Origin of the sequence: Pseudoalteromonas sp. bablab_jr011 (assembly GCF_016464045.1) — a bacterium.
In the GTDB taxonomy this organism is placed as follows: domain Bacteria; phylum Pseudomonadota; class Gammaproteobacteria; order Enterobacterales; family Alteromonadaceae; genus Pseudoalteromonas; species Pseudoalteromonas lipolytica.
In genome coordinates this window covers 14,832-29,996 of the sequence record NZ_JACDWU010000250.1, presented here as the reverse complement: position 1 = coordinate 29,996, position 15,165 = coordinate 14,832, and the positions used below count along the sequence as shown (strand labels likewise).

Genomic DNA, 15,165 nt, shown 5'->3' with positions numbered 1-15,165 from the left:
TTTTATTGTTGTCGTTGAATCAATAGTGCCAATTAATCATGAATGAAGCTAATTGGCAAATTGATACCGAGGAGACTGTATTCGGTGTATTAGAAAAAGCAGTGTTACGGTTGCTGTTCGAGTACCGCTTTTAGTCGTGCCTGCACTTCTTCAACCAGTAAAATGGGCTGAAACTTTGATAAAAAGGCATTACAGCCGACTTTTTCGACCATCGCCTGATTAAAGCTACCACTGAGTGAAGTGTTCAATACAATGTGTAAGTTTTTAAGACGATTATCGTTACGAATTTCGTGTGTAAGGCGGTAACCGTCCATCGCGGGCATTTCTGCATCGGTGATCACCATCAGCAGTTCTTTTTCAACATCTTTGCCTTCATCTGCCCACCTCTTCAGCATGTTAAGTGCTTCAAGTCCGTTACGTGCAGGGATAATTTCAATACCAAGTTGAGAGAGCGTGTCACTCACTTGTTTGCGGGCTGTGGGAGAGTCATCAGCATGCAGTATTTTACGACCAGCAAACTCATTAACGATGCTTTGATCTAAAATGTCGTCAGAAATATTGACTTCGTATTCGATGATTTCAGCGAGTACTTTTTCAACATCAATGATCTCCACTAAGTGTTCTTGGCCATCGCGTTTGATTTTAGTGAGTGCGGTTAAGTAGTGATTTTTACCAATCGCCGTTGGCGGTGGCATGATGTCAGACCATGTCATGTTGATGATTTGATCGACCTTCCCAATCAAAAAGCCTTGCACCGTTCGGTTGTATTCAGTAATTACAAGGTTGGTATCTTCGATATGCTGTGCATCAGGCATACAAATCGCCTTGCGTAAATCAATCACGGGGATGGATTCGCCACGAATATCGACCACGCCAGCAACCTTAGGGTGGGCGTGGGGGACTTTGCTTATATGTGGTATTTTTACCACTTCTTTGACTTTAAAAACATTGAGGGCAAATAGATGGCGGCTATGCAGGTAAAAAAGCAATAGCTCTAAACGGTTTTCACCGACCAGTTGCGTGCGTTTGTCGACTGAGGCTAAAACACCAGACATATATCACCCTAAATACTAAATACAGAGAAAGTATAGTCTACTATTAATTTTCATTGTTACGCATTAGTAATTTTCCATCAGTTGCCAAAGGCTAAGCATTAAAGTACCGTATCGGATAAATTCCTCTACGACTATTTGCAAGGATTATGCATCATCTATTTAATCGTTTAGTGGTGATTATTCGCAGCCATATTGACCAAGTGAGTTGGCAAGCTGTGGTAATAACAACCCTATTGCACATGCTACTTATTTGGTGGTTACTTGTGCTTGTTGGCGAGCAGGCCTTAACACCACTTAGCACCTATTTTTATTATTATGTTGTGACAACGTCAACGGTAGGGTATGGCGACTTTAGCGCCAGTACAGAATTGGGACGTTGGATTGTTGCAATATTACAAATACCATTTGGTTTAGCATTATTTGGCGTTCTGTTAGGAAAAACAGGGCAAACAGTAACTTACTTAATTAGGCGCGCTATGACGGGTGATAAAAGCTTCGCACATATTAACAATCACATCATTATTTTTGGCTGGCATGACACGCGGACTAAAAAGATGATTGACTATATTTTAGCAGATCAAAAACGTTTAGATCGTCGTATTCTGCTCGCTGTGACAGAGCAAATGGAGCATCCATTTTTAGCCAACCCGCACGTCGATTTTGCCCGTTTAAGCAGCTTTACCGACATTGACGAGCTAAAACGAGTGGCGATTGAACGCGCAGATAAAATTATTATAGATGGTCAAGATGACGACCAAACGTTTACTACAGCGTTACGTATCAGCAAATTAGTGAATGAACACTGCCATATCAGCGCGCATTTTGATGATGAAACAAAAATCGAAATGTTGCTAGAGCATTGCCATAATGTCGAGTGCAGCAGTGCAAAATCGGCTGAAATACTTGTACGCTCTATGCAAGATCCTGGCTCAAGCCGTGTTCAGGAAGAGCTATTATCAACCTTACATGGTGATACACAGTTCAGTTTGCCAATTCCTAAGGGAGTGCAAGCAATGACATTTGGTAATTTATTTCATCATTTTAAGCAAAGTCATGACGCTATTTTATTGGGCGTTGCCCATAATCTTAGTGCGCAAGATATGGATTTAAATCCGCCGCTTGACTATGTCGTTAGTGAAGGCGATATTTTACATTATATTGCTGTTGAGCGTGTGTTAAGCAACGAAGTTGATTGGCCGGCCTTGGTGAAATAATGAATGAAGTCGCGTTTTTAATTATTGTTCTCAGTGCCTACATTTTACCTGTGGTCATTGTACTCAATAGTAAGCGCACGCAAGGTCACGAAAAGAATGCCTGGTTGATCGGTATCATCTTTTTCTCGTGGCTTGGTTTGATTATGTATCTGACCATTGTGCCCAAGCATGGGCACGTCAAAAAGCACCGTAAAGGTAAAAGCTAGATTACTTGAGTTGCTTTAATTTATGTTCAATCAATGGATCATCTGGCGACAGTTGCTGAGCGACTTCGAGTAACTTTATCGCGTCTTTAGGGTGCGCCTCTTGGTGCTTAATGGCTATATCAATCAGAGGCTGTACATCAACAGCTTCCTTTTGCTCTTGGAGATGCTCAGCCTTTTCATCAATCAAAATATTATGTGCGGTACTGAGCAAGGCTAAACGGTGTGCAGAGCCTTTATTCGCTTTATTTAAGCGTCGGTAGTAATCTTCTTTAAAGCGCAAGGTTTTTGTTTGTTGGCGAAACTGGGCAATATCAACCTGTTGATGGCGAATAAAATCCACCGCCACATCCTTATAAAAACCAAACTTATTTAAATAGGTTGCATGAACACTGTGACCCATGCCAAACACCCGTAAATGGGTTAATTGTGAATACCGTTTAGCATGAGCGCGGTCAATTCGATTGGTCGGGTCATAAATAATGTAACCTTTAGCCTGCCCTAAATCTACGTCGTGGTAATCACCTGCCCAATCAAATTTTTGTGCGATATCAGTACTTGAACGGTCATCCCATGGCGCTTTTTCTTTATTTTTTGTACTGACAGGGTGAAATAGCAGCACCTTATCGAGCTTCAACAAATTAGCAAATGCACCTACTGCAAAGCCACCTCGGCTTAAACCATAGCCTAAGCGTTCTTTAAAGCCGCCAATAAGGGGGGCTAACTGCTCAATAAAAAATAATAAATTACGGTGTCTAAACCAGTTACTGATACCTAAATGTTGAAAGGCAATGATATTAACATCTTGCTTTTTTGCAAGCTTGTAGGCCCATGGTGAGAAATCATCAGTAAGGTCATGTTCTTGATAATTTGTCCCCGCAGGAGAAAAGGTAAATAGCAGAGGTTTGCTGGCGTCGATGATATGATATTTCACATACACATCACCGAGTAAGTCGCCGTCTGTGAACGGCACTTGTTTTTGCTGTTCTGCATGGGGGAGCTGGGTCCATTCATCTAGCCAATACAATAATTTCATACATCCCCCAGGGTACCTCTAAAATAAAGGGGACACATTATAGCAAAAATAGCCATTTAATAAAAATGGCTGCGACTTTAATATGTTAGCTTTCACTCATGGCGATTATTTGTTGCCAATCATGCTCCGTGACGGGCATGACTGATAAACGCCCACCTTTTTTTAGGGCTATGTCAGTGATGGCGTCATTTGCTTTTATCGCTTGTAAGCTCACTAGTTTGTTAAGGTGCGCTTTATAAGTAACATCAACGACAAACCAACGTGGATTTTCTGCTGTGGCCTTCGCATCATAGTAGTCACTGCTTAAATCAAATTGCGTTGGATCGGCATAGGCTTCACGAGTTATTTCGCCAATGCCCGCAACGCCTACATGTTTACAGTTTGAGTGATAAATCATCACTAAATCCCCTGCTTTTATGCCATCACGCATAAAGTTACGGGCTTGATAATTACGTACACCATCCCACATTGAGGTTTGCTTTGGCGCGTTTTTTAAATCATTGATTGAAAACGCATCAGGTTCGGTTTTAAAAAGCCAATAAGCCATAATTAGGTGCCCTTACAAAGATTTACTTCCAATTAGTCTATAGTATCATTAAACGCTTGTCGGGATTGAGGATAAATAAATGAGCCAAGTATTAGATGATTTACTGTCGTTGCTATCGTTAGAAGAAATTGAGCAAGGCTTGTATCGAGGGCAAAGCCAAGATTTAGGGTTTCGTGCTGTATTCGGTGGTCAAGTTATGGGGCAAGCTTTGTCGGCTGCCAAAGAAACGTTACCAGAAGGGCGCATTGTCCATTCTTTGCATTCCTATTTTTTACGCCCTGGTGATGCCGAAAAACCAATCATTTATGACGTCGAAAATATTCGTGATGGTAAAAGTTTTAGTACGCGTCGCGTGAAAGCGATTCAATATGGCAAACCTATTTTTTATATGACAGCGTCATTTCAAGGGGAAGAAGAGGGGCTGTCGCATCAAGCCCATATGCCAGATGTACCCCAGCCTGAAGAACTTAAGTCATCGCTTGAATTTTACCAAGCGAATGCTGAGCATATACCCGAGGTGATCCGCAATAAATTTATTCGTGAGGTGCCGATTGAAATGCGCCCAGTCACGTTTCATAACCCATTTAAACCTCAGGTAATGGAACCTGTTAAGCACATTTGGTTTAAAGCCAATGGCGAGATGCCAGATGACCAACGCATTCATAATTATTTATTGGCGTATGCATCGGACTTTGAGTTTTTACCTACGGCTTTACAACCGCACGGTGTGTCGTTTATGCAACCTAATATGCAAGTGGCGACAATTGACCATGCGATGTGGTTTCATCGTCCGTTTAGGCTTGATGATTGGATTTTATATTCTATTGATAGCCCAAGTGCGAGCTCGGGAAGGGGTTTGGTGAGAGGGCAGTTCTTTGACCGTCAAGGCAACTTAGTTGCCTCAACGATCCAAGAAGGGGTGATGCGCCAGCGCTAATCCTTTGAGTGCGTAGCTTGGCTTTGCACTATGTCATCAATTGACTGCCAGACACGTGCTGGCAGCAATGCTTTTAGATACATATATACTTCACAAAGTGCATTACTACCGGTAAAACCGTGCTCTGTTTCGGTAATTAACTTTTGCTCACGTAAGCTTGAAATAAACCCGATAAGTACTTTTTTATCAAAAAACTCAGGGGTTTTAATGCCATGCAGCGTGCCTAAACGCTCTGCTAATACTTGGCTTTCGTGCTCAAGCTCTTCTCGCTCAATCCCCTTGCTGGTTTGAATAAAGCCAACCACGATTGCATAACGCTGCAAGGTTAAGCTCAAGGCACGCCCTAGCATTTCGAGTTTTGCTAAGCAGTCGTTGCTGTTTGTCACTTTGATATTATTGCCATCGATTTCAATTAAGTCTTGATCAACAAAGCTGGCAAGAACACGAGTAATGTAGTTTTCATCTAACTCATGTAAGAACCACTCTTTGGCAAATAGCGGGTAAAAGCGTGTAATCACGGCTTGGCAATCAGCCAGAGTCGTTTTGTGTGTTTTAAATAAATGCAGTGCCAGTAAGCTGGGAACAGCGAACAAGTGCAACACATTATTACGATAATAGTTAAACAGCGTTTTTTCTTTATCGTTAATTGCAATGATTTCGCCAAATTCGTCGCTGATCACATCAAATTTATTCAGTTTTAATGCATGCTCTAACAGCTGCTCTGCGCTTTCATTGGGGGTGGTCACTTTGTCGCTATAGCTTGCACTACGTTGCAGGTGCAAGTAGAACTCAAGTTGGGCAATCAGTTTGGGTTTACTCAGCGCATGTTTATCGTTAACCAGTAAGATCATCGCTAACAAATTCACCGCATTAAGCGCCGCAGCGCTATTGATATTAACCATCACTTTGTCTGCAAGATTAGCGACTTGTGGGCCCAACCATTGTGGTTTTTGTACATCTGTTGGGTGAATCGATTCACGCCAATCAGGTTGCTGCTCATTAAGGTATTGGTTTATCGAAATGGGGTCACCAAAGTTTAAGTAGCCACGGCCATAGTTTTTAAGGTTTTTAATAGCCTTAAAAATCCCTAAAACGGATTCGCCTTTTTTGTCGTTACCTGCCAGCTCTTTTAAATACGTATTAATCTCCATTACGTGCTCATAACCAATGTAAACGGGCACAATCGAAATAGGGCGATCGATGCCGCGCAGCATCGCTTGCAATGTCATTGCTAACATACCCGTTTTAGGTGGTAATAAACGACCTGTACGACTGCGGCCACCTTCGGTATAAAACTTTACTGAGTAGCCTTTAATGAATAACTGGCTTAGGTACTCTTTAAATACAGAGGAGTACAATTTATTGCCCGCGAATGAGCGACGAATGAAAAATGCACCACTGCGGCGGAATACGCCACCTGCAGGGAAGAAGTTTAAGTTGATGCCCGCTGCAATGTGCGGCGGTACTAAGCCTAAATGGTAAATCGAATAGGTCAGTAATAAGTAATCCATATGCGAGCGGTGACAAGGCATATAGATAATCTCGTGGCCTTTGTCGGTTAGCTCATGGACTTGCTCAGAAAATTTAATATCGATGCCGTTATACAACTTATTCCACAGCCACGTCAAAATACGATCGGCAACACGAATAGTCGCGTCACTGTAGTTAGCAGCGATCTCGTCTAATAATTTAAGCGCATTTTGACGCGCTTCATTTTGGCTAATGTTTTTTTCTTTTGCCTCTACTTGAATGGCTTTTTTGATGGTTGGCGAGGCAAGCAGCGAATTAAACAACTGCTCACGTGAGGGCATTTTTGGCCCGGTAGCTGCCAGTTTCTGACGACGGAAGTGCACGCGAGCAACACGTAGCAATTTATGTGGCAGTTCATCAACATCGGCTTTTTCGTTTACCAAGAGCGATAAGTCGAGCGGTTGGCTAAAGCGAATAAAGTTGTCACGACCTGAAAACAAAATGACAAAGAACTTACGAAACCAGCTTGGCGTAAGTGAGTGTGATACCAATGTACCTAAACCTGGCTTTTCTTTTCCTGGGTTACGACCCCATAAAATAGTAACCGGGATAACCTGTACGTTTTTCTCACCTGAGTGCATTAGGTGGTCAATAATGTGTTTGCCTTGGTGAAGTGCATTACTGGGTTTACTTTTATTACCAAACAGAGGCGGCGGGTTTTGAATTCCAATAAAACGATCAAGCTCTTTATTACCCAAAAGCTGCTCTTCTGTTGGACTTGGTAAGCCGTATTTTTTACACACGCGTGCGAGTGCCGCTAAATCAGAGCGCGCATTGAGTCTAACAATATAAAAGGTCGGGTTGGCGGGGTTTAGGTTATATTGCTCAATCGGGTTTTCTGGCAAGACCTTACTTTTAACAAATAAGCGGTTCATACCGGCAGAAATGATATTTAAACAACGATTAATGATACGCATTAACTCACCAAAGTAATTAAGAGTAATAATAGAAACAAAAAAAGCGCCATAGAATAGCAATTATTAACTGGACTGACCATTGCCATAGTGTGGCTTTTGGGTTTATTCAAATTAACTATAGTAAAGCAAAGACATAGCTTAACTGAATTTAACTGAAATATTATACAAAGCAGACTTTATTCGTTTTAATCCTAAAAAGTTGTTGCATTTATCACCAATCTCACTATAATACGCAGGCTTTCAAAATTCCCTCGGGAACTTGGAAGGAACATTAAGCTTGGATTTCAAGCTAATAAAACAGGAACTCCGATTTGGAGTTCAACGTAGATATAAGAGAACAGCCGACATCTTAGTTAGTAAGATTGTTTCGGTCGTTTTTTTATGCTCTTTTTAAATGCTCTTTATATTGAGGTTTAAGAATGTCAAATCAACGCATTCGTATTCGCCTAAAAGCTTTTGACCACCGTTTGATTGACCAATCAACGGCGGAAATCGTGGAAACTGCGAAACGCACTGGCGCACAAGTACGTGGTCCAATCCCACTACCTACACGCTTTGAACGTTTTACTGTACTAACTTCACCGCACGTTAACAAAGACGCGCGTGATCAGTACGAAATCCGCACCCATAAACGTCTGATCGACATCGTAGAACCAACTGACAAGACTGTTGACGCGCTTATGCGTTTAGATCTTGCTGCTGGTGTTGATGTTCAAATCAGCCTGGGTTAATCGGAAGATTAGAGAGGTTTTAGGAAAATGGCATTAGGTCTAGTCGGTCGTAAAGTGGGTATGACACGTATCTTCACTGAAGATGGTGTATCTATCCCTGTGACAGTTATCGAAGCGACTCCTAACCGTATTGCTCAGATCAAATCTGAAGCAACAGACGGTTATAACGCGCTTCAAGTAACCGCAGGCACTAAAAAAGCAAGCCGTGTAAACAAAGCTGCAGCGGGTCACTTCGCTAAAGCAGGTGTTGAAGCGGGTCGCGGTCTGTGGGAATTCCGCCTAAATGGTGGTGAAGGCGATTTTGAAGTAGGCGCTGAGCTTACTGTTGAATTATTCAACGAAATCAACAAAGTTGACGTAACCGGTACTTCTAAAGGTAAAGGTTTCCAAGGTGGTGTTAAGCGCTGGAATTTCAGCATGCAAGACGCGACTCACGGTAACTCTCTATCTCACCGTGCTCCTGGTTCAATCGGTCAAAACCAATCACCTGGTAAGGTGTTTAAAGGTAAGAAAATGGCCGGTCACATGGGTGCTGAGCGTGTAACGACTCAAAACTTAGAACTAGTTCGCGTTGACGCTGAGCGTAACTTGCTTTTAGTTAAAGGTGCAGTACCTGGCGCTATCGGCGGTGACGTTATCGTTAAACCAGCTGTTAAAGCATAAGTCCTGGAGATTTAGTGATGGAATTAGCAATTAAAGACGCTTCTGGCGCTCTTGAAGTTTCTGAAGCTACTTTTGGACGTGAGTTTAACGAAGCATTAGTACACCAAGTAGTTGTTGCTTACGCAGCAGGTGCTCGTCAAGGTACTCGTGCTCAGAAGACACGTTCTGAAGTAAGCGGTGGTGGTAAAAAACCATGGGCTCAAAAAGGTACTGGCCGTGCACGTGCTGGTACAATCCGTAGCCCAATTTGGCGTTCAGGTGGCGTTAGCTTCGCAGCTAAACCACAAGATCATAGCCAAAAAGTAAACCGTAAAATGTACCGCGGTGCGATCAAAAGCATCTTATCTGAATTAGTTCGTCAAGAGCGTTTAATCGTTGTTGAGCAGTTTGGTCTTGAAGCACCAAAAACTAAAGAACTAGTTGCTAAGCTTAAAGAACTTGAGCTTAAAGATGTTCTTATCGTGACTGAAGAAGTAGATGAGAATCTATTCTTATCGGCACGTAACCTGTACAAGGTTGACACGCGTGATGTAGCTGGTATCGATCCTGTAAGCCTAATCGCTTTCGATAAGGTACTTATTACAGCTGCTGCTGTTAAGCAACTTGAGGAGGCGCTAGCATGATCCGTGAAGAACGTCTTTTAAAAGTGATCCTTGCTCCACATATCTCTGAAAAAAGCACTATCGCTGCTGAAGAAAACAACACGATTGTTTTCAAAGTAGCTAAAGATGCAACTAAAGCTGAAGTTCAAGCTGCAGTTGAGAAGCTTTTTGAAGTAGAAGTAACTGGTGTTCGCACACTAAACGTTAAGGGTAAAACAAAACGTACTGGCATGCGTTTCGGTCGTCGTTCAGACTGGAAGAAAGCTTACGTTACTCTTAAAGAAGGTAGCGAGCTAGACTTTGTCGGCGGCGCCGAGTAATAAGGGGAGTTAGAATTATGGCACTTCAAAAGTGTAAACCAACTTCTGCGGGTCGTCGTCACCTGGTTAAAGTGGTTAACCCTGATCTTCATAAGGGTAAACCTTACGCACCACTACTAGAGAAAAACTCTAAGTCTGGTGGTCGTAATAACAAAGGTCGTATCACGGTTCGTCACATCGGTGGTGGTCATAAGCATCATTACCGTGTAATCGACTTTAAACGCACTAAAGATGGCATTCCAGCTGTTGTTGAGCGTCTAGAGTATGATCCAAACCGTAGCGCAAACATCGCTCTTGTATTATATGCAGACGGTGAGCGTCGTTACATTATTGCACCTAAAGGCTTAAAAGCTGGTGATTCAATCCAGTCTGGTGTTGATGCACCAATCAAAGCTGGTAACACATTACCAATGCGTAACATGCCTGTAGGTTCGACTGTTCACAACGTAGAATTAAAACCAGGTAAAGGTGCTCAAATCGCACGTTCTGCTGGTGCATACGTTCAAATCCTTGCACGTGAAGGTCAATACGTTACTCTACGTCTTCGTTCTGGCGAAGTTCGTAAAGTTCCAGCTGACTGTCGCGCAACACTTGGTGAAGTAGGCAATGCTGAGCATATGCTTCGTTCACTAGGTAAAGCTGGTGCAAATCGCTGGCGTGGTATCCGTCCGACAGTTCGTGGTGTTGCCATGAACCCGGTAGATCACCCGCACGGTGGTGGTGAAGGTCGTACATCTGGTGGTCGTCATCCTGTGTCTCCATGGGGTAAACCGACTAAAGGTGCTAAGACACGTAAGAACAAGCGTACTGATAAATTTATCGTACGTCGTCGTACTAAATAATAGTTGAGGAATAGCCATGCCACGTTCTCTCAAGAAAGGTCCTTTTATTGACCTACACTTGCTGAAGAAGGTAGAGAAAGCGTTGGAAAGCGGTGACAAGAAGCCAATTAAAACTTGGAGCCGTCGTTCAATGATCATACCTAACATGATCGGATTGACCATCGCTGTCCATAATGGTCGTCAGCACGTTCCTGTGTTTATCACAGACGAAATGATCGGTCACAAACTAGGTGAATTTGCACCAACTCGCACTTACCGCGGTCACGCTGCGGATAAGAAAGCGAAGAAACGTTAAGAGGAGAATGATAAATGCAAGCATTAGCTAAACATAAATTCGCCTCTGGTTCGGCGCAAAAAGCACGTCTAGTTGCAGATCAGATCCGCGGACTTCCGGTTGATCGCGCTCTAGAAATCCTGGCGTACAGCCCTAAAAAAGCGGCTGTATTAGTTAAGAAAGTACTTGAGTCTGCTATTGCTAACGCAGAGCATAACGAAGGTGCTGACATTGATGAGCTTCGTGTAACTACGATCTTTGTGGACGATGGTCCAACAATGAAGCGTATTATGCCACGTGCTAAAGGACGCGCAGACCGCATCCTTAAGCGTACAAGCCACATCACTGTTGTGGTTTCAGATAGCTAGGAGTATAAGTAATGGGACAAAAAGTTCATCCTACTGGTATTCGCCTAGGTATCTCTAAACCTTGGGTTTCTACCTGGTACGCGAATTCAAAAGATTTCTCTGATCAGCTTTTTGGCGATCACAAAGTACGTACATTCCTTACTAAGGAATTAAAAGCGGCTTCTGTGTCTAAAATCGTTATTGAGCGTCCAGCAAAATCTATCCGTGTAACAATTCACACAGCTCGTCCTGGTGTTGTTATCGGTAAAAAAGGCGAAGACGTTGAAAAACTACGTCAAGCAGTAACTAAGATTGCAGGTGTTCCGGCTCAGATCAATATTTCTGAAGTTCGTAAGCCTGAACTTGATGCACAACTAGTAGCTGACGGTATTGCGTCACAACTAGAGCGTCGTGTTATGTTCCGTCGCGCTATGAAGCGTTCGGTACAAAACGCAATGCGTATTGGTGCAAAAGGTATCAAAGTTGAAGTTAGCGGTCGTCTTGGCGGTGCTGAGATCGCACGTTCAGAATGGTATCGTGAAGGTCGTGTACCTCTACATACTCTTCGTGCTGATATCGACTACGCAACTTCTGAAGCCTTAACCACTTATGGTATCATTGGTGTTAAAGTTTGGATCTTCAAAGGCGAAGTTATTGGTGGTTTACCACTAGTACAAGAGCAAGAGAAGCCAGCTAAACGCGCGCCAAAGAAAGCCAAAAAAAGTGCTAAGTAGAGGTAGCGAGTAATGTTACAGCCAAAACGTACAAAATTCCGTAAAATGCACAAAGGCCGCAACCGTGGTTTAGCGCAAAACGGTAACAAAGTAAGCTTCGGTACTTTCGGTTTGAAAGCTACTGGTCGTGGCCGTATGACTGCTCGTCAAATCGAAGCAGCTCGTCGTGCTATGACACGTCACGTAAAGCGTCAAGGTAAAATCTGGATTCGTGTATTCCCAGATAAGCCAATTACGAACAAGCCATTAGAAGTTCGTATGGGTAAAGGTAAAGGTTCTGTTGAGTATTGGGTTGCTGAAATTCAACCTGGTAAAGTACTTTACGAAATGGAAGGTGTTTCTGAAGAGCTTGCTCGTGAAGCGTTCAACCTTGCAGCACGTAAATTACCATTCACAACAACTTTCGTAACTCGGACGGTGATGTAATGAAAGCTAGCGAACTAAAAGACAAAAGCGTAGAAGAGCTAAATGCTGAACTTCTAGGACTTCTTCGTGAGCAGTTCAACCTGCGCATGCAAGCAAGCACTGGTCAGTTAGCTCAAACACACACGCTAAGAACAGTACGTCGCGATATCGCGCGTGTAAAAACAATTATTAACCAGAAGGCAGGTCAATAATGAGCGATAAAATCCGTACTCTTCAAGGCCGTGTAATCAGCGACAAGATGGATAAATCTTTCACTGTTGCTATCGCACGTTACGTGAAGCACCCAATCTATGGGAAATTCATCAAACGTACGACTAAGTTACACGTACATGACGAAAACAATACAGCTCAAGCTGGTGACGTAGTTACTATCCGTGAGTGTGCTCCTATTTCTAAGACTAAGTCTTGGACTTTAGTAGACGTTGTTGAGCGTCCAAAGCAAGCTTAATTTTTAATTAAGTTTACTTACTAAAAAACCCCGGCTTTGCTGGGGTTTTTTGTATTTAAAATAACCTTCACTGCTTTGTGACGTGAGTCGTTAGCTCAGTGAGTAGGGGGTATACCCACTTGAAATAACACTGATACCAACCCGCAATAATACTTACTCATTTTGAGTGATTAAACCTGTTGCTACTTACGTTATAAATGTCTGATTTACGACTGCATGGAGGTAGGGAAATGCAGGAGCAATTGCCGAGAACAACAAAATAACTAAATTTTTGCTTTGTTATCAAGGAATGGTATTACTCATTTAAAACACTAAACCTGACGTTCACAGCGTTATACTTTGTTGATTTCGTACACTTCAATAACCAAATTAGTGCCTTGCCACCGACACGTTTTGCACCTCAACATAGACCACTTAATTAAGCGAATTGCGACCAGTTAAACGGGATTTACTGTGTGCTAACCCCTTACGAGTTAACAATGAACTTATTGGGTTATTAAATACTCTTAGAATAAAAAACAAGGAGTGTTGGTGTTAAAGGGACGTTATAAAGCATGGGTGTTTTCGATTACACTTCATGTTCTCATACTGCTTATATTTGCTAAACATGCTCAGCGTGTCATTGTTGCGCCTTGGCTTGAACCTAAAGGTGTGATGCAAGCCTATGTTACCGTTGATCTCACGACCTTACCTCGCTTAAATATAGATGTAGAAAAAACGCCCGAAGAAAAAGCTAAGAGTAGCCAATTAGGTTCTGCGACAGAACCAAAATCAGAGGACACTGCTTCAGAAGTTGCTGAACAGCCGAGTTACGCAGCTATGAATGAAAGTACTTTAAGTCTGGCTGCTCAAACAAATTCCAGAGGAAGGACAATGACCAATGCGTCAACAGTCGCTACGCCAACAAAAGAGCCTGAAATCGTTGCATCAGAGGTATCATCAAGGCCATTTAAAAAGCTGAATCCTTATGCGCCATTACCTAACATGGATGTTGAGTACAACCAGTCGACCGCGCACGCGACAGGAAATTTACACTCAGCAACAAACAATGCGAGTGGAGTACGAATAACGAGCCCTAAAGAGTACTCAATTTCAAGCGAAGCCACGGTATTATGGGAAAATGGTGATGGTAGTCGACGCATCGAGATGCTGAATGGACAGTGTTATGGCATTGACTTTAATTCAGTGTTCGGTAAATCAGGCGTACCGAGTGGTTCACCCAGATCCTGTGAAGATAAAGAAGCGGCGTTGTTCAAGGAGATTATGAATAAGTGGAGCAAAAAATAAATAAAGTTCTTTACCTCAACTAAAGTTGAGCTTTTAAAGTGGCGTTTTTTAGAAGGACGTTGCTATGAATGCACTCGAAAACTACCTGTTAAGTCTGCAAATTAATTGCTACAACACCTCAGTCACACAAATCATCGACGTACAGAACCGTATTTTTCGGTCTCTTTTATAAGCATCTCATTACGCTGAGGCATTGTTAGTTGCACTCGATATTTCTCATTATTCAACACCGCAGCAGCATCAAGCTTTATTAAAACAGGTGTTACATCATCTTGGTTACCGTATCCGTGTTGAGCGGCAACGACATGATGTACTGTTTATTGAACACACACGTTTAGCATATACATTACATTTAGCGTGAGCTGTCATTAACTGGTCATGTTGCTGGCGTGAAATAACACTGTTTTAAGGAATAACATGGAGTGCCTTGGGTCATGCAACAACCAAACATTATTATTTTAGGTAATGGCCCTGTGGGTGCGCATATCGCAGCGAGCGTTAATCGCTGCCCACGCGTGGTTAGGTTTAATCGTTGTGCAGACATGCCAGCCCATTTAGGTAAGCGTTGTACCGATCTATGGCTAGTTGGGCGAGGCTATCAGGCGCATGGCTTACTACAGAGACCGCTTACAATACCACTCGAAGGGCTTTCACAGGTTATGATCACCGATCCTAACCCTCATCCGTTGTTGCACTGCTTTTTTAAATTAATTCATCGAAAAGGCAAGATAGACTACGCTAATCAGTTATTTAAGATGTATGGTCTGCACTGTAAATGTGAACGTTTAAGCGCTCAGTTTCGACAATCATTACTCGCTCACTTGCTTACTTTAGGACCTGTAATACATCGACCTTATTGCCCAAGCTCTGGCACTCTAGCTATCGCTTTCTATTTATCGCAGTTTGAAAAAATACATATTGCTGGATTCGCTTTTCGAGGATGGAAGCGTCATCCGTGGCATTTAGAAAAGGGCTATGTAGACGGGTTAATTGCGGCAAATAAAGTGGTTTTACTTGATTAAAAAAGACACTTAACTGACGTTAAGTGTCTT

21 protein-coding genes are annotated in these 15,165 nt (G+C 42.6%); 17 read left to right on the top strand and 4 right to left on the bottom strand.

The features are described 5' to 3' along the window. Window positions 1–104: 104 nt before the first annotated feature. Complete coding sequence (locus JIG41_RS14855) at window positions 105–1,055, bottom strand: chemotaxis protein CheV (RefSeq protein ID WP_036974232.1); 951 nt, start codon at window positions 1,053–1,055, stop codon at window positions 105–107. Between the two features lie 146 nt (window positions 1,056–1,201). Between JIG41_RS14855 and JIG41_RS14850 the strand changes: the two genes are divergently transcribed. Together JIG41_RS14850 and JIG41_RS14845 are read left to right on the top strand one after the other, a co-directional pair. Then, complete coding sequence (locus tag JIG41_RS14850; protein WP_036974230.1) at window positions 1,202–2,269, top strand: potassium channel family protein; 1,068 nt, start codon at window positions 1,202–1,204, stop codon at window positions 2,267–2,269. Then, window positions 2,269–2,475 carry a PLDc N-terminal domain-containing protein gene (locus JIG41_RS14845; RefSeq protein WP_036974228.1) on the top strand — a complete coding sequence of 69 codons (207 nt, stop codon included), beginning with the start codon at window positions 2,269–2,271 and terminating at the stop codon, window positions 2,473–2,475. Before JIG41_RS14850 ends, JIG41_RS14845 begins: the two co-directional genes overlap by 1 nt. A gap of 1 nt (window position 2,476) precedes the next feature. Here JIG41_RS14845 and JIG41_RS14840 read toward each other — a convergent pair whose 3' ends face one another. Beyond that, complete coding sequence (locus tag JIG41_RS14840; RefSeq protein WP_199525023.1) at window positions 2,477–3,508, bottom strand: cytosolic protein; 1,032 nt, start codon at window positions 3,506–3,508, stop codon at window positions 2,477–2,479. 85 nt (window positions 3,509–3,593) lie between these two features. After that, on the bottom strand, window positions 3,594–4,055 hold the full coding sequence (locus JIG41_RS14835; RefSeq protein ID WP_199525022.1) for an EVE domain-containing protein: 462 nt from the start codon (window positions 4,053–4,055) through the stop codon (window positions 3,594–3,596). A gap of 79 nt (window positions 4,056–4,134) precedes the next feature. Here JIG41_RS14835 and tesB point away from each other — a divergent pair, with 79 nt between their 5' ends. Next, entirely contained in the window at window positions 4,135–4,992 is an 858-nt protein-coding gene (gene tesB / locus JIG41_RS14830; RefSeq protein WP_036974222.1) for an acyl-CoA thioesterase II, read from the top strand. On the opposite strand, the gene plsB is transcribed toward tesB, so the two are convergent. Beyond that, window positions 4,989–7,439, bottom strand: a complete 2,451-nt coding sequence (gene plsB / locus JIG41_RS14825; protein WP_075594185.1) for a glycerol-3-phosphate 1-O-acyltransferase PlsB — start codon at window positions 7,437–7,439, stop codon at window positions 4,989–4,991. The genes tesB and plsB overlap by 4 nt on opposite strands. A gap of 419 nt (window positions 7,440–7,858) precedes the next feature. Here plsB and rpsJ point away from each other — a divergent pair, with 419 nt between their 5' ends. From rpsJ to JIG41_RS14755, 14 genes are all read left to right on the top strand, one after another. Next, window positions 7,859–8,170 (top strand): 30S ribosomal protein S10, encoded by a 312-nt coding sequence (gene rpsJ / locus JIG41_RS14820; protein WP_002957900.1) that lies wholly within the window; start codon window positions 7,859–7,861, stop codon window positions 8,168–8,170. 27 nt (window positions 8,171–8,197) lie between these two features. Further along, window positions 8,198–8,833, top strand: a complete 636-nt coding sequence (gene rplC, locus JIG41_RS14815; RefSeq protein WP_036974218.1) for a 50S ribosomal protein L3 — start codon at window positions 8,198–8,200, stop codon at window positions 8,831–8,833. 17 nt (window positions 8,834–8,850) lie between these two features. After that, window positions 8,851–9,456 (top strand): 50S ribosomal protein L4, encoded by a 606-nt coding sequence (rplD, locus tag JIG41_RS14810; RefSeq protein ID WP_036974217.1) that lies wholly within the window; start codon window positions 8,851–8,853, stop codon window positions 9,454–9,456. Next, window positions 9,453–9,755, top strand: coding sequence for a 50S ribosomal protein L23 (gene rplW / locus JIG41_RS14805; protein WP_036974214.1), 303 nt, complete (start codon window positions 9,453–9,455; stop codon window positions 9,753–9,755). Before rplD ends, rplW begins: the two co-directional genes overlap by 4 nt. A 17-nt stretch (window positions 9,756–9,772) precedes the next feature. Then, a complete protein-coding gene (gene rplB, locus JIG41_RS14800; protein ID WP_036974212.1) occupies window positions 9,773–10,597 on the top strand; it encodes a 50S ribosomal protein L2 in 825 nt (274 codons plus the stop codon). A gap of 16 nt (window positions 10,598–10,613) precedes the next feature. Continuing rightward, window positions 10,614–10,892 carry a 30S ribosomal protein S19 gene (gene rpsS / locus JIG41_RS14795; protein ID WP_010376377.1) on the top strand — a complete coding sequence of 93 codons (279 nt, stop codon included), beginning with the start codon at window positions 10,614–10,616 and terminating at the stop codon, window positions 10,890–10,892. Between the two features lie 14 nt (window positions 10,893–10,906). Then, a complete protein-coding gene (gene rplV / locus JIG41_RS14790) occupies window positions 10,907–11,239 on the top strand; it encodes a 50S ribosomal protein L22 (protein ID WP_004588690.1) in 333 nt (110 codons plus the stop codon). 11 nt (window positions 11,240–11,250) lie between these two features. Beyond that, entirely contained in the window at window positions 11,251–11,952 is a 702-nt protein-coding gene (gene rpsC / locus JIG41_RS14785; protein WP_036974210.1) for a 30S ribosomal protein S3, read from the top strand. 12 nt (window positions 11,953–11,964) lie between these two features. Further along, the gene (gene rplP / locus JIG41_RS14780) at window positions 11,965–12,378 is read left to right on the top strand and encodes a 50S ribosomal protein L16 (RefSeq protein ID WP_036974208.1); all 414 of its coding nucleotides are present in this window, start codon (window positions 11,965–11,967) and stop codon (window positions 12,376–12,378) included. Next, on the top strand, window positions 12,378–12,569 hold the full coding sequence (rpmC, locus tag JIG41_RS14775; RefSeq protein ID WP_004588692.1) for a 50S ribosomal protein L29: 192 nt from the start codon (window positions 12,378–12,380) through the stop codon (window positions 12,567–12,569). The genes rplP and rpmC overlap by 1 nt, the downstream gene beginning before the upstream one ends. Next, window positions 12,569–12,826, top strand: coding sequence for a 30S ribosomal protein S17 (gene rpsQ, locus JIG41_RS14770; protein ID WP_036974206.1), 258 nt, complete (start codon window positions 12,569–12,571; stop codon window positions 12,824–12,826). Before rpmC ends, rpsQ begins: the two co-directional genes overlap by 1 nt. Before the next feature lie 531 nt (window positions 12,827–13,357). After that, the gene (locus JIG41_RS14765) at window positions 13,358–14,113 is read left to right on the top strand and encodes a hypothetical protein (protein WP_199525021.1); all 756 of its coding nucleotides are present in this window, start codon (window positions 13,358–13,360) and stop codon (window positions 14,111–14,113) included. Window positions 14,114–14,306: 193 nt separating this feature from the next. Continuing rightward, complete coding sequence (locus JIG41_RS14760) at window positions 14,307–14,474, top strand: hypothetical protein (protein ID WP_199525020.1); 168 nt, start codon at window positions 14,307–14,309, stop codon at window positions 14,472–14,474. Between the two features lie 73 nt (window positions 14,475–14,547). Continuing rightward, on the top strand, window positions 14,548–15,135 hold the full coding sequence (locus JIG41_RS14755; protein ID WP_199525019.1) for a hypothetical protein: 588 nt from the start codon (window positions 14,548–14,550) through the stop codon (window positions 15,133–15,135). Window positions 15,136–15,165: the final 30 nt, after the last annotated feature.